This is a genomic window from Sphingobium rhizovicinum, from assembly GCF_042647625.1.
GTDB lineage: Bacteria > Pseudomonadota > Alphaproteobacteria > Sphingomonadales > Sphingomonadaceae > Sphingobium > Sphingobium rhizovicinum.
This window is the reverse complement of sequence record NZ_JBHRVU010000004.1, coordinates 1,506,670-1,519,904: the sequence shown is the minus strand read 5'-3', so window position 1 is coordinate 1,519,904 and position 13,235 is coordinate 1,506,670. Positions and strand designations below refer to the sequence as shown.

14 protein-coding genes are annotated in these 13,235 nt (G+C 64.0%); 4 read left to right on the top strand and 10 right to left on the bottom strand.

Features of this window, described 5'->3' with window-relative positions:
* Positions 1–37: 37 nt before the first annotated feature.
* Genes ACFOKF_RS08670 through ACFOKF_RS08660 form a run of 3 tightly spaced genes read right to left on the bottom strand, consistent with a single transcriptional unit; the run spans position 38 to position 1,490 of the window.
* Positions 38–265 carry a F0F1 ATP synthase subunit C gene (locus ACFOKF_RS08670; protein ID WP_006961951.1) on the bottom strand — a complete coding sequence of 76 codons (228 nt, stop codon included), beginning with the start codon at positions 263–265 and terminating at the stop codon, positions 38–40.
* 56 nt (positions 266–321) lie between these two features.
* Positions 322–1,107 carry a F0F1 ATP synthase subunit A gene (locus tag ACFOKF_RS08665; protein ID WP_311270819.1) on the bottom strand — a complete coding sequence of 262 codons (786 nt, stop codon included), beginning with the start codon at positions 1,105–1,107 and terminating at the stop codon, positions 322–324.
* A gap of 59 nt (positions 1,108–1,166) precedes the next feature.
* Positions 1,167–1,490 carry an AtpZ/AtpI family protein gene (locus ACFOKF_RS08660; RefSeq protein ID WP_380795046.1) on the bottom strand — a complete coding sequence of 108 codons (324 nt, stop codon included), beginning with the start codon at positions 1,488–1,490 and terminating at the stop codon, positions 1,167–1,169.
* 191 nt (positions 1,491–1,681) lie between these two features.
* Between ACFOKF_RS08660 and ACFOKF_RS08655 the strand changes: the two genes are divergently transcribed.
* A complete protein-coding gene (locus ACFOKF_RS08655; RefSeq protein ID WP_380795044.1) occupies positions 1,682–1,987 on the top strand; it encodes a metalloregulator ArsR/SmtB family transcription factor in 306 nt (101 codons plus the stop codon).
* A gap of 59 nt (positions 1,988–2,046) precedes the next feature.
* Here ACFOKF_RS08655 and ACFOKF_RS08650 read toward each other — a convergent pair whose 3' ends face one another.
* The 4 genes from ACFOKF_RS08650 to ACFOKF_RS08635 all read right to left on the bottom strand — a co-directional run bounded on the left by ACFOKF_RS08650 (position 2,047) and on the right by ACFOKF_RS08635 (position 6,591).
* Complete coding sequence (locus tag ACFOKF_RS08650) at positions 2,047–2,478, bottom strand: DMP19 family protein (RefSeq protein WP_380795042.1); 432 nt, start codon at positions 2,476–2,478, stop codon at positions 2,047–2,049.
* Between the two features lie 308 nt (positions 2,479–2,786).
* Positions 2,787–3,179, bottom strand: coding sequence for a YdbL family protein (locus tag ACFOKF_RS08645; RefSeq protein ID WP_380795040.1), 393 nt, complete (start codon positions 3,177–3,179; stop codon positions 2,787–2,789).
* Complete coding sequence (locus ACFOKF_RS08640; RefSeq protein ID WP_093018195.1) at positions 3,176–3,364, bottom strand: YnbE family lipoprotein; 189 nt, start codon at positions 3,362–3,364, stop codon at positions 3,176–3,178. The genes ACFOKF_RS08645 and ACFOKF_RS08640 overlap by 4 nt, the downstream gene beginning before the upstream one ends.
* Positions 3,361–6,591 (bottom strand): intermembrane phospholipid transport protein YdbH family protein, encoded by a 3,231-nt coding sequence (locus tag ACFOKF_RS08635; RefSeq protein ID WP_380795037.1) that lies wholly within the window; start codon positions 6,589–6,591, stop codon positions 3,361–3,363. The genes ACFOKF_RS08640 and ACFOKF_RS08635 overlap by 4 nt, the downstream gene beginning before the upstream one ends.
* 135 nt (positions 6,592–6,726) lie before the next feature.
* Here ACFOKF_RS08635 and radC point away from each other — a divergent pair, with 135 nt between their 5' ends.
* The gene (gene radC, locus ACFOKF_RS08630) at positions 6,727–7,434 is read left to right on the top strand and encodes a RadC family protein (RefSeq protein ID WP_380795035.1); all 708 of its coding nucleotides are present in this window, start codon (positions 6,727–6,729) and stop codon (positions 7,432–7,434) included.
* 497 nt (positions 7,435–7,931) lie between these two features.
* Here radC and ACFOKF_RS08625 read toward each other — a convergent pair whose 3' ends face one another.
* Positions 7,932–8,315 (bottom strand): MerR family transcriptional regulator, encoded by a 384-nt coding sequence (locus ACFOKF_RS08625; RefSeq protein ID WP_380795033.1) that lies wholly within the window; start codon positions 8,313–8,315, stop codon positions 7,932–7,934.
* 79 nt (positions 8,316–8,394) lie between these two features.
* Between ACFOKF_RS08625 and ACFOKF_RS08620 the strand changes: the two genes are divergently transcribed.
* Both ACFOKF_RS08620 and ACFOKF_RS08615 read left to right on the top strand, forming a co-directional pair.
* A complete protein-coding gene (locus ACFOKF_RS08620; protein WP_380795031.1) occupies positions 8,395–9,168 on the top strand; it encodes a MauE/DoxX family redox-associated membrane protein in 774 nt (257 codons plus the stop codon).
* A 99-nt stretch (positions 9,169–9,267) separates the two neighbouring features.
* Entirely contained in the window at positions 9,268–10,002 is a 735-nt protein-coding gene (locus tag ACFOKF_RS08615; RefSeq protein WP_380797720.1) for a 2OG-Fe dioxygenase family protein, read from the top strand.
* An 86-nt stretch (positions 10,003–10,088) separates the two neighbouring features.
* On the opposite strand, the gene gor is transcribed toward ACFOKF_RS08615, so the two are convergent.
* Positions 10,089–11,435 carry a glutathione-disulfide reductase gene (gene gor / locus ACFOKF_RS08610; RefSeq protein WP_380795029.1) on the bottom strand — a complete coding sequence of 449 codons (1,347 nt, stop codon included), beginning with the start codon at positions 11,433–11,435 and terminating at the stop codon, positions 10,089–10,091.
* Positions 11,436–11,650: 215 nt separating this feature from the next.
* Positions 11,651–13,168, bottom strand: a complete 1,518-nt coding sequence (gene pgi, locus ACFOKF_RS08605) for a glucose-6-phosphate isomerase (RefSeq protein WP_380795027.1) — start codon at positions 13,166–13,168, stop codon at positions 11,651–11,653.
* Positions 13,169–13,235: the final 67 nt, after the last annotated feature.

Genomic DNA, 13,235 nt, shown 5'->3' with positions numbered 1-13,235 from the left:
GGCGCAAAGGCCGCCCTGCCCGCTTCAATTTCGTGCTTTAGGCCACGAACACCAGGATCATGGCGATAACGAACGCCAGCAGACCCAGAAGTTCCGCCGCGGCGAAACCGATGAACAGGCGGCCCTGCTGGCCGTCGGCAGCGCCCGGATTGCGCAGCGCGCCTTCCAGGAACGCGCTGAACACGTTGCCCACACCGAGGGCGGCGATGCCCGCACCGATTGCGGCCAGGCCAGCACCGAGCAGCTTTGCAGCTTCTGCGTCCATGTCGTAAACTCCCTTGTTAAATCAGATGAAAGTTGAAGAAAATTCTCAGGTGAAACTTAGTGCAGGTTCTCGGCGTCGTTCAGATAGACCGAGGTCAGCAGCGCGAACACATAGGCCTGGATGACCGCGACCAGCATTTCCAGCGCGCTGATGCCGATCATCAGGATGAAGCTGGCGGTGCCGACGGTCAGACCCAAGGCCGGCGAGGCGTTGGCGCTGTTGATGACGAAGCCTGCGAGCACCTTCAGCAGCACGTGGCCAGCGGTCATCGCGACGAAGAGTCGCAGGCCAAGGCTGAACGGACGCACCATGAAGGAGACGAGTTCGATGAAGAAGAGCGGCACCACCATCGCAATCGGCGTGCCATGCGGCACGAACAGCGAGAAGAAGTGGAAACCATGCTTCCAGAAGCCAACGATCAGCACGATCGAGAAGCTCATGATGGCGAGCACGCCGGTCGCGGTGAAGTGGCTGGTGAAGGTGAAGGGATGCATCCCGATCAGGCCCAGCGGCAGCAGACCCAGCAGGTTCGCCAGCAGGATGAACATGAAGAGTGAGAAAACGTACGGGATGTACTTGCGGCCCTTGTCGCCGATATTGGCGATCAGCAGGTTCTTGATGAAGCCGGTCATATATTCGACCGCCATCTGCCAGCGACCGGGGACCAGTTCGCGCTTCATGCCGCCGATCACGAAGATCCAGAGCACCACAGCAGCCAGCACCATATAGAGCGCGCTGTTGGTGAAGGCGATGTTGAAGCCGCCCAGCGACCAGTGATCCGTACCGAACAGGGGTTCGATAGCGAACTGGTGCATCGGATCGATTTTGCCGGATTCTGCCACGTTGACCCCTGTAACGCCTGTGTAACGCTTAATGTCTTCGGACTAGGATCGAAGCAGCCTTATTGTTCGGGCGGCTTCGTCGTCGTCAATCTGATGATGTTCCTGAAGGCCGCCACGATCCCAAGACCGAGGAAAACCAGCAGGAGCCAAGGCGTCGTGCCGAACAGCCGGTCAAGAACCCAGCCGATCAACGCGCCGCCGACAAGACCGCCGATCAGTTCCGCCAGCACCCGGTTCCCCAGCCGCGATCCATCGTCCGCAGCCTGTTCCGTGGCGCCTTGCCTGACCTTTTCGACATGCTCGGCCTTCGCGATCCGTTCCTCCAGGGAAGCGATCCGCGAGTCCTCACTCGCCTGGTCCTGTCCGGGTGTATCCGTGGCCATGCATCTCCTCCATCAGACCTTACAGCCTGTGGTGGTTGGCATGGCGCTTGCGGCTGCACCCGTCAAGGCGAGGCCCCTCTAGGAAGGGTTGGTCGGAGTGTCAACCCCGACAAAAGCCACGGAAATCGGCCTTTTGGACAATAGGCGTCGGCGCCTTGCATTTCCCTATTTTCCTATTTAGCTAAATAAGAATGGACAAGATCTTCAAGGCGCTGGCATCCGAACCGCGCCGCCGCATCCTGCATTATCTGATGGCCGAACCGATGACGGTGGGGGAGATTGCCGACAATTTCGAAATGGCCATGCCATCCATTTCGCGCCATCTGGCGGTGCTGAAGGAAGCCGGCGTGGTGCGCGAACAGAAGCGCGGACAATATGTCATCTACGCGCTGGTGCCCGAGCAACTGACCGGGCAACTCTATGATTTCCTGACACCCTTTTGCGATCAGGCGCGGGCGATTGCGGAGGCAAGGCCGCGGCGGCGTGGGCGGGAGTGAGGTCGTGGGTAGGAAGTGGACGGGCAGGTTTGCGCCAATGCAGCACGAAACCAGACGCGCTATGGCCTGTTCATTGCTGCGTAATATTCTTCATGTTCGCTCACGTGAGCTTCTAACAGGCGCATCAACTCAGCATCGGCCTCCGGCGTCAGCCCATCAAGGTAGTCCATCTCGTCGGTCCAACGCTCCTCAAGGATGCGCCATCTTTCATCTGACGATGATGCGACAAGATGCTGCCCCAGCCCGACTATCACGGCTTTAAATTGAGCTGCTGTTTCTATCATATTCATTTCCAGCAGAGCATCGAGAACATCGTTAGTGTTGAGCTCTGGAGTTACTGTGAGGAATGAGTTGATACCGCCATTATTTGCCGCTCCCATATAGAGATTGGCGATCGCGGCTGCATGGCGCACCTTGCTCAACGAGGGAGCGGGTGGATAGCTGCCCTGAACAAAATTGTTCCACGCCAAATATTCCACATTGTCGGTCATCCCGTCCTCAAAACGGCTGAAGTGAATAGGACAGGTTATGAGCGAGGAAGTGAACATGCTCAACGACTAATAATCGTCGCTTCGAGCCATTCCCTCGCTCGTCATGCCGGGCTTGACCCGGCATCCCGCTTTTCTCTGCAAACGCCAAAAAAGCGGGCCCCCGGATCAAGTCCGGGGTGACGAGAACTGTTCGCGAGCGCACTTGAAATGATCATGCCAGCAAAAGCTGAAATGACACCGCCACCAGAACAAAAAAAGCGCGGTGACAGTGCCACCGCGCCTTCTATCCCTACAATCACGCCCGGCGTTCAGCCCGCCGTCGCGCAATAGGATGGCAGCGCAATCGCCCCTGCCCCCTTGGTCTGCCATGCGGCCGCGCCGATGCGATAGACCTGACCCTGCTTCAGCCGCGTGAGCGTCTGGCAGGCGGTGGCGGCGGCCATGTCCTGCACCGTCACGCCGCGCTGGCTGGCCAACTGGGTGTAAGCGGCGCGGCGCTTGATGTTGATCGCCTCCACTTCGGAACGGACATCCGCGCCGACCGTGCCGGCGATGCCGAGATAGCCGTCGGCCTGTTCGCCCACGGTGCCCGCGCTCATCGCAGCGGCGACGGCGCCCGATTGCGCCATGACCGGCCCGCCGACAGCCAGGCCCAGTGCGGCGGCGAGCCAGGTCATTTTAGGCATCATCTTGCGTGTCATTGCGGGAACAACTCCGGATTATTCTGAATGAGGTCCTGGGCGTCGCGTTGCAGCTTCACCACAACCTCCTGCTGTACCTTTACATTCAGGTTGATTTCGATCGGCTTGTCCGGGGCCTTCACCTGGATGCAGCCCCCCAGCGCAAGACCGGCGAAACCGGCCGTCATGATTGCTCGTATCTTCATTTCGGCTCCCCGTTTATCGCCTTTTCGCTTTCCGCAGGCTGAACCGCAAGATTTTGTTGCGCACCCGTGCGCATTTCGCCCTGCACCTTGTCGCCGATGCTGTTCTGGATCAGTTGCGACGGGTCGATGAAGGACTGGGCCGTGCCCATCAGCCCCCGGAACGGCGCGGAAATGCGCACGTTGAAGATGAAGGGCAGGCCGATGAAGCTGCGGGTGATGCCCGACGGCGCATCGCCCAGCCTGCCCCGGTTCACGCCGTTGAAGACGACATTCGTCACCATTTCGCCATCCAGCGCGCCGTCCATCAATATGGTCAGGCATTTATATTGCAGATCCTTGAGCGCGTCGAAGGCCATCTTGCCCATGACGCCGACCTGCTCGTTGGAGACGGGGCCGATATAGGAGAGCACGCCCGACTGGCGCGTGGGATCGCAGGGGATAACCGGCAGCACGCCTTCGGGCATGATCAGCGGGGGCATGCCCTGTTGCCGCGCGACCAGCACGCCGCCGGCGACCCGGCCGCCCTTTGCATTGAAGATCAGCGGCATGATGCCGTCGAACGTGCCGGTCGCCGACACATTGTCCAGTTCCATCGCCTGAATGAAGGCGCCCGCATCCAGCCCGATGACGCGGAAGGTCATGTAGCGATCGACATCAGCGGAAAAATCCATGGTGGTTGGCAGCAATTCCAGCTTGCCGCCGGAAAAGGGCCATCCGCCCCCTTCGATCCGCACCTTCTGCCCCGCCTCCAGCCGATAGCGCACGACGCCGTCATGCACTTCGACGCCCGGATTGACCGTGCCGATGCGCACTTCCTGCCCCGGCGCCGTCACCATGCCGATCAGGTCGGTGAAGTGGATTTCGCCCGACAATCCTTCAACGGGACCAAAGGCGGCGGCGAGATTGGCGTTGTCAGTGCGGAAGGTGCCGGTGCTGGTGACGTTGGATCCGGTCCAGTCGATCCGCCCCTGCCCGGTCACGGTCGCCTTCACATTGGCGACGACGCCCAGCGCCAGCGGCGTGACGTCTTCGGGCTGGAGCGCGTCGTTGAAGGTCAGGCCCGGCACGGTCAGGTCGGCATGGCCCTTCCCGCTGCCCAGATCATGCGCGATATCCGCCTTCGCCACGGTCGCGCCATTGCGCGGGGCGGCCATGGTGCCGGTGGCGGCGATGCGGCCATCCTTCAGCGTCAGGGCGAAATCCGGCACGCTGAGCGGCTGGAAGCGTGCAGGCGCCTGCGAATCGCGCACCGTCATCGCGGCCTTGAGGCCCAGCACGCCTTTGGCGAAGCGCCAGTCCCCTGCCCCCTGCTCCACGATCAGCGGCACGGCGCCGATCTGCCCGCCGGCCCCGGTCAGCGTGCCGGCAAAGCCGTCGGCCGTCATCGCGCCGTCCATGGTGGCGGCGGACAGACGGACCGGCGCATCCTTCGGGCCGATCGACAAAGCCGGATTGGCGAGGGCGAAACCGGTCTTGCCCAGCGCGATCCGCGCCTGATCGGCGGTCAGGCGCATCGGGCTATCGCCGCTGCGGCCATCGAGCGCGAGGTCGCGAATGGCGGCGCCGCCGCGCAATCCGGCCGGTCCCATGGCGATCATCGCGCCGCCATCGACAGGGCAGAGCGTCTGGCGAGTCTGGCCAAGCGCGAAATTGCCATAGCGCGCCTCCACCAGCGAGAGCGGAACACAGCGCGGATTGATCGCCAGCGCGCCATTGGCGGCGAGCTGCCCCTCAACCGGCAGGCTGAGGCCGCGCAGATGGCCGTCGGGCAGAGGTCCGTCGAGCCGCGCGGCGGTGCTGAAATGGGTCGCGCCCTTGCGATCGGCGGTGAAGCGCACCCGGTCCAGCGCCAGCCGCGCGTCGCCGGCGGCATAGGGATCGACGAACAATTCGCCGCCAAAGCCGCCGCCAGGTCGGCGCGCCAGCCGCAGCGCCGCACGCGGCAGGCCGCCTCCTTCGCTCGTCAGCGCGCCGTCCAGCGCCCAGTCCAGCCCGGCCTGTTTCCCCGGCCATGTCAGGCTGACCCGCCCGCCCTGCGCCAGTCCGACGCGCGCGCCGCTGTTCGCCTCCAGCCCGGTGTCGGTGACGACCAGGCTGCCGCTGCCCGGTTTCTGCACCAGCGCGAAACTGGTGCGCAGACGGTTGCCCCGCTCCGCCCGCGCGACGGCGTCGGCCAGTTGCGTCGCCAGCGGCCCGACCGGCGTTCCGGCCGCAGCGCTGCGCAGCCCGGCCAGCGGATCGCGGCCCGACAGGCGCAGATCCTGCCCGGTCAGCTGGCCCTGAAGGCTGTTGGCGTCCTTCCCCAGCACCCAGTCGCCCGCCAGCGCGGCGTCGCGCAGCAACACGCCCCTGCCGGTCAGCGCCTGCGCGCCCAAACGCACATGGCCGCCGGTGCGCGCCGCCGCGCCATCGAAATCGATCCGGCCGTCGGGCGACGCCAGCACCATCCCTCCGCCCCGCAGCGCATTGGCCGACAGGGCGACATGGCCGCTCCAGCGGTCGAGCGCCTTCCCCAGCGTCAGGTCCACCACCGCAGCCGGTTTCGCGATCGCCGCGCCGGCATCGCGGCAGGCCATGGCGTCGGCGCTGATCGGCCCGGCCAGATGCGGCTGGCCCTGCCGCATCGCGATGTCGAGCATGGCGCGGGTCATGGTCGCGCCGCAGCCCGCGACCGCAGCGCGCGGCATGGCGGCGGCCAGCTTGCCCCGGAAACCGGACTGGAGATTGCCCTGCCCGTCAATCTGCATGCCGACGCGCCCGGCATCCGTATCAAATGTCATGCGAGCGTCGGCCAGCGATACGAGGATGTCGGGCAGGCTGAAGGGCGCGGTGGAATCGGGATCGCGAAACTTGTCCAGTTCGCCCAGCCGCAGCACGCCGTCATGATAGCTGCCGCGCAGCCGCACGCCGCCGGCGCGCACCGCCGCGACCTGCGGCGTCAGGCCGGCAAAGGCGATGTCGACCTCTACCCAGCGCGCGGTCAGATCCGGCCGGGCAGGATCGCCCAGCATGATATTTTCGATCCGCTGGGTGCGAAAACCCACATCGACCAGATCATAATTGGCCTGCACCCCGCGCCGGTTGAGTTCGCGGCTGACGAAATTTTCGGCGATCGGCGCGCGCTGGGTCCAGAGCGCAACCAATACCAGCGCCAGCGACCCCGTGCCGACGCCCAGCCAGCGCAGCCATGCCCGGCGAACCGTGTCTTCGCCGTCCTGTTCTTCCATGCCCTTGGCCAACCCCGGATGCTTGCGACCTGCGATGGTCCGTAACGGGACCATAACGTCTATGCCTCCCTAAATATCCTTGCCCCGCTATTTCGCAACGCATAGCGTCACTCCGGCGCGACGGGGGGAGCGAATTTGGCCGACGAGGATCGACAGGTTGCGCAGGACGCCCCGCATGATGGTGTGGGCCATCGCGCCCGGTTGCGGCAAAAGCTGGCGCAGGCGGGCGGAGAGGCGCTGCACGACCATGAACTGATCGAATATCTGCTGGCGCTGGCCATTCCCCGGCGCGACACGAAACCGCTGGCCAAGGAACTGATCCGCACCTTTGGCGGGATTGGCGGGCTGATGAGCGCGGACTGGGCGGCGATCGCCCGCGTGCCGGGCATGGGCGACACCAGCGTCGCCGCGATCAAGATCGTGCAGGCGACGGCGCTGCGGATGCTGCGCAACGAAGTCGCGGCGCGGCCGGTGCTGGGCAGTTGGCAGGCGTTGCTCGATTATCTGCGGGCGGACATGGCCTTTCTGGGGGTGGAGCGGGTGCGGGTGCTGCATCTCAACAGCCGCAACATGCTGATCCGCGACGATCATATGGGCGACGGGTCGATCGATCAGGCCGCCATTTACGTGCGGGAGGTGATAAAGCGCGCGATCGATTTCGGGTCGGCGGCGCTGATCCTGGTCCACAACCATCCCAGCGGATCGCCCGAACCCAGCCGGCAGGACATTGATGTGACCCGGCAAATCATCGATGCGGGCAAGAGGCTGGGCATCAGCGTACATGACCATATCATCATCGGCGCACAGGGGCATGTCAGCCTGCGCGCCAAGGGGCTGCTTTAGGCGGGCGCCCGGTCGGGGCGAAAAGTGGAAATGCGGCGTTTAACTTCGCATATTTCCCGCAGAATTGGACATTTCAAAACATAAGTCTGGAATTTTATTATAAAGACCGCCGCACGCAGGGACCGGGAAGAAACTGTCGGGCAGCCTGCCACGGGTTGGGCGAATAGGACAGCGTGACAGGGTTTCGGATCGGGGCGGGAAGCCCAATTTGGGTGGGAAAGGGACAGTCTGCTTTTCTTAGCCCTCTCCCGTTTTTACGGGAGAGGGTAAAAGAAGCGTCCATAATTGGTCGATTTTAGCCGTCATGCCAGCGGAAGCTGGCATCTCAAGCGGCGGCGCGAAGACGGTCGAACGGGGCGCTCGTCCAAGCTTATCTCGCCACCGTCTGAGACCCCAGCCTTCGCTGGGGTGACGGACGAAGGGTGGCCGCTTTCGCATGATCGCGTTGCGCACATAGCCGGCCAATAATGGTCGACAACAGGCTGCCGCGCCTTCGCCTATCCCTCGAACGCGGCGATGATCGGGCATGGCCCCTCCTCACTCGCATGGCATTGTCGGGCCAACCGCTCCAGCGCGCCGCGCGCCGCCTGCAACTGCGCGATCTTCAGGTCCAGCGCCGCGATCCGCTCCGCCGCCAGCGCGCGCGCCCGCGCCCGGTCCTGCCCGGCGTCCAGTTGCAGCAATTCGCCAATCTGCTCCAGCGTGAAGCCCGCCCCCTGCGCCGACCGGATGAAGCCCAGACGCCTGACATCCTCCGCTTCATACCGGCGTATCCCCTCCCCACGATCGGGCGTGCCGAGCAGGCCGCGCCGCTGATAATAGCGCACCGTCTCCACAGTCACCCCGGCGGTGCGGGCCAGCGCGGAAATCGTCATGCCCATATTTCAAACCCCATCTTGACTCCGTACTATGGTACGGACCCTATATAGGCGGCATCCGAACGATGACCAAGGATGCGCCATGACCAGCCCCGCCCCCAATATTGGCCCCAATATTGGCCCCAAAAGCGCCAGCCTCTACCGCATGGTGATGCCCGGCCACATTTGTCCTTATGGGGTCAAGGCGCGCTGGCTGCTCAAACGGCGCGGCTATACGGTGGACGATCACTGGCTCACCAGCCGCGCGGAAACCGATGCGTTCAAGGCGCAGCATGATGTGAAGACCACGCCGCAAATCTTCATCGATGGCCAGCGGATCGGCGGCCATGACGATCTGCGCCGCTATCTGGGGCTGCGGGTGAAAGACCCCAAAGCGACCAGCTACACGCCCGTCCTGGCGGTCTTTGCGGTGGCGGCGCTGCTGGCGCTGGCGGTCAACTGGCTGACCTTCCTGCCGCTGATCGCCTTCGTCACGCTGGAGCGGTTCGTCGCGATCGCGATGATGCTGCTGGCCATGCTGAAATTGCAGGATGTCGATCGGTTCGCGACGATGTTCCTGAATTATGACCTGCTCGCCCGCCGCCTGCCGCCCTATGGCCTGGCCTATCCCTTTCTGGAACTGGGCGCGGGCGTGTTGATGCTGACGCGGGCGATCGACTGGCTGTCGATCCCGGTGGCGCTGTTCATCGGCGGCATTGGCGCGGTGTCGGTGTTCAAGGCGGTCTATGTCGAAAAGCGCGAACTCAAATGCGCCTGCGTCGGGGGCAACAGCAATGTGCCGCTGGGCTTCGTGTCGCTCACCGAAAATGTGATGATGGTGGCGATGGCCCTGTGGATGCTTGTCAGCATCCACTGAACAGGAACGCGAATGCTGGCTGGCATCCATTGACCGCGAAATCCGGCTTACGGAAATTGGCCCTGTCGCTCGTCTCTTGCCGTCACTAAGGACAGGATGATGAGCGACACGGACAGCCTTTCCCCGATCGACCACGCGCTGATGCGGGACGGCTATGCCCGCCTGCCCGCAGCCGATCTGCGGGCGGAGCTGGGCATTACGCAAAGCGGATGGGCCGATTTCGCCCGGACCTGGAATGATCTGGGGCCGGATCTCTACATGGCCGATGGCGGCCGCTATCGCCGCCGACGCCATGCGACCTTTCGCTGCGAAAAGGGCGCCTTCTTCCGCCAGCCGCACCAGCCCCATTATCAGAGCCGCGACTATAATCCGCTCAACGGCGATGTGCAGCGCTGGTTCGATCCGGTCGCCGACGCCACCATCGCCATGCCGGTGACGCAGGCGATCCTGGACTATTGCGCCGCCAGCTTCGATCCCGATCGCAAGGGCGACTGGCATGTCGAAATGCACCAGTTCCGCATCGAGGCGAAGCCGGGCGAACAGGGGCGCCCCACGCCGGAGGGCATGCACCGCGACGGCGTGGACCGGGTGATGGTGATGCTGATCGAGCGGCGCAATGTTCGCGAAGGCGTCACCCGCATCGGCGCGCCCGACGGCACGCCGCTGGGGGAGTTCACCCTGATCCAGCCGGGCGACACGATGCTGATCGACGATCACCGCATCCTGCACGGCGTCACCGAAATCCATGCGGTGGATCCGGCGCAGCCCGCCTGGCGCGATGCGCTGGTGGTGACATTCTCCTCCCCGGCACGGGGAGGGGGACCGATCGCGTAGCGATTGGTGGAGGGGAGGTGCCGCACGGCACGCCCCCTCCGTCTGGCCTACGGCCAGCCACCTCCCCGCAAGCGGGGAGGATTAAGTCACTTCAGCAGCACCAGTTCCTCGGCCATGCTGGGGTGCAGCGCGACGGTGTCGTCGAAATCCTGCTTGGTGAGGCCCGCCTTCACCGCGATGGCGGCGGCCTGAAGGATTTCCGGCGCGTCCGGGCCGATCATGTGCAGGCCCACAACCTTGTTGGTCGTCGCATCCACGACCATCTTGTAAAGCGACCGCTCGTCCCGCCCGGCCAGCACATTCTTCATCGGCCGGAAGTCGGAGGTGTAGACCTTTACCGTGCCATAATGGTTCTTGGCCTGCGCCTCGGTCATGCCAACGCCGGCGAGCGGCGGATGGCTGAACACGGCGGACGGCACGCAGCTATAGTCGACCTTGCGCTTGTTGTTGCCGAACACCGTGTCGGCAAAGGCATGGCCTTCCCGGATCGCAATCGGGGTGAGTTGCAGCCGGTCGGTCACGTCGCCCACGGCATAGATGCTCTCGCAGCTGGTCTGGCTATAGTCGTCGACCCTGATCGCCCCCTTATCGTCCAGTTCCACCCCTGCCGTTTCCAGCCCCAGCCCGTCGGTCAGCGGCTTGCGCCCGGTGGCGAACAGCACGACATCGGCGGCGACCGGATCGCCATCCTTGAAACGGACGCAGAGCGTACCGTCTTCATTCTTCTCGATCCGCTCCATCCTGGCGTTGAAGCGGAAGTTGATCCCCTTCGTCATGGAGATTTGCAGCAGCCGGTCGCGAATCTGCGCGTCATAGCCGCGCAGCAGGTCGCTGCCGCGATTGACCATCGTCACATGGCTGCCGAACTGGTGGAAAATGCCGGCAAATTCATTGGCGATATAGCCGCCGCCCACGATCACGATCCGCTTCGGGCAGGCGTCCAGATGGAAGACTTCGTTGCTGGTGATGCCATGTTCCGCGCCCTCCACATCCGGGATCAGCGGCCAGGCCCCGGTGGCGACCAGGATCGTCTTCGCCGTCACTTCGCGCCCGCTGGCCAGCTTCACGCCATGCGGTCCGGTGATGGTCGCGCGCTCGGCGATGACCTCCACCTTATGGCTGTTGAGCGTGTTGGTGTAGAGGCCCTCCAGCCGGTCGACATCGGCCAGCACATTGTCGCGCAGCGTGGTCCATTCAAAGCCGCATTCTGGCACATTCCAGCCAAAGCGCCGGGCGTCCTTCAGATCCTCGGCGAAATGCGCGCCATAGATGAGCAGCTTCTTGGGCACGCAGCCGCGAATGACGCAGGTGCCCCCGACCCGATATTCCTCCGCCACGGCCACCTTCGCGCCATGCGCCGCCGCCACGCGCGACGCGCGCACGCCGCCCGATCCGGCGCCAATGACGAAAAGGTCGAAATCAAACTCGCTCATGCAAGGCCTCCGCTCGGCGCATCGCATGCTGGGCGACGCGCCATCAAACTTGGGGGCGGATATGGCGGCTGGGGCGCGCAGTTACAAATGGGAATCTTCTTCCCATTGCTTTCACTACCCCCGTTCGGTTCGAGCTTTTCGAGAACTGTTCTCGATACGCCTTCTCGACTGCGCTCGAAGGCTACTCGAACCGAACGGGTTAAAGGGTTAAAGGGTTACTCCCCGCCCAGCGCGAGGTCGATCAGCGCCATGGTCGACGGGTCGAAGCCGGTCGGGCCGTCCGTCTCGATCGACTTGGCGATTTCCTTGCCCAGTTCCACGCCGAACTGGTCGAACGGGTTGATCCCCATCAGCACCGCATTGGCGAAGGTGCGATGTTCGTAGAAGGCGATCAGCGCGCCGACTACTTCGGGGGTCACATCCTCGACCAGGATGGTGGTCGACGGCCGATTGCCCGGATAGGCGCGCGCCGGATCGTCCGCATTCTCCTTGCCCCGCATCAACGCCGCGCCCTGCGCGAAGCAGTTGACCAGCAAGGCGCGATGATGCGCCGGGTCCAGCACATGGCCCGGCTCGATCGAGGCGATGAACTCGACCGGGGACAGGATCGTGCCCTGATGCAGCAGTTGAAACACCGCATGCTGCGCATCGGTGCCCACGCCGCCCCAGGTGATCGGCGCGCTCGGGCCGTCAACGGGCGTGCCGTCCCGCTTCACGCTCTTGCCATTGCTCTCCATCTCCAGTTGCTGGAGATAGGATGGCAGCAGCTTCAGCCGCTCGTCATAGGCGAACAGCGCGCGCGTCTGGCACCCCAGAACGCGGGTATAATATTGGTCGACAAAGGCCGCGATCAGCGGCGCATTTTCTTCCGGCGCAGACAGGCGGAAGTGCCGGTCCATCGCCGCCGCGCCTTCCAGCAGGCTTTCGAACGCATCCCAACCCAGCGACAGGGCGGCGGGAAAGCCGATCGAGGACCAGAGCGAATAGCGCCCACCCACCGACTCTGCGAAAGGCAGGATGCGCGTTTCATCAACGCCCCACGCAATTGCCCGATCCGGCGAGGCGGTCAGCGCGATCACCCGGCCATAGGGGTCTTCCACGCCCGCCTCGACCATCCAGTTGATCGCGCTCGCCGCGTTCAGCATGGTTTCGGTCGTGGTGAAGGTCTTCGACGCGACGGCGATCAGCGTATATTTGGGATCGAAGCTGTCGAGCGCCCGCTCCAGCGCGGTGCCATCCACATTGGACACGATCGCCACGTCATAGCGAATGCCCTCGCCATCCAGCGCGTCGATGATCAGATCCGGCCCCAGCGCCGACCCACCGATCCCGATATGCAGGATATGGCGGATTTCGCCCAGCGCGCCCGCCTCGATCGCGTCGATCAGCGCGCGCATCCGCGCATGCAGCATCTTGGCCTGCGCCACGCTCTGGGCATTGCCCTCCCCCCGTTCGGCGGGATGCTCGGCCGCGCGGCCTTCGGTATTGTTGACCGCTTCCCCGGCGAACAGCGCGTCGCGCTGGGCGGCGAAGCCCTGCTCTTCGGCCAGTTTCAGGAAGCCGGCCATCAGATCATCGGTCAGATGGGTCTTGGACCAGTCGAAACGGATCGGCCCCTGGGTCAGCACCAGCTTGGACAGGCGATCGGGATCGGTGGTGAAAATGGATTTGAGGTCTGCTTGCGGAAGCGCGGCGATAGACGCCAATGGACCTGGCAGTGCAGGGCTGGTCATGCAATATCCTCTTATGATGTTGGTCGATATCGACGCTGCACCGGTCGATTCTGTCTCAGCTTAAACG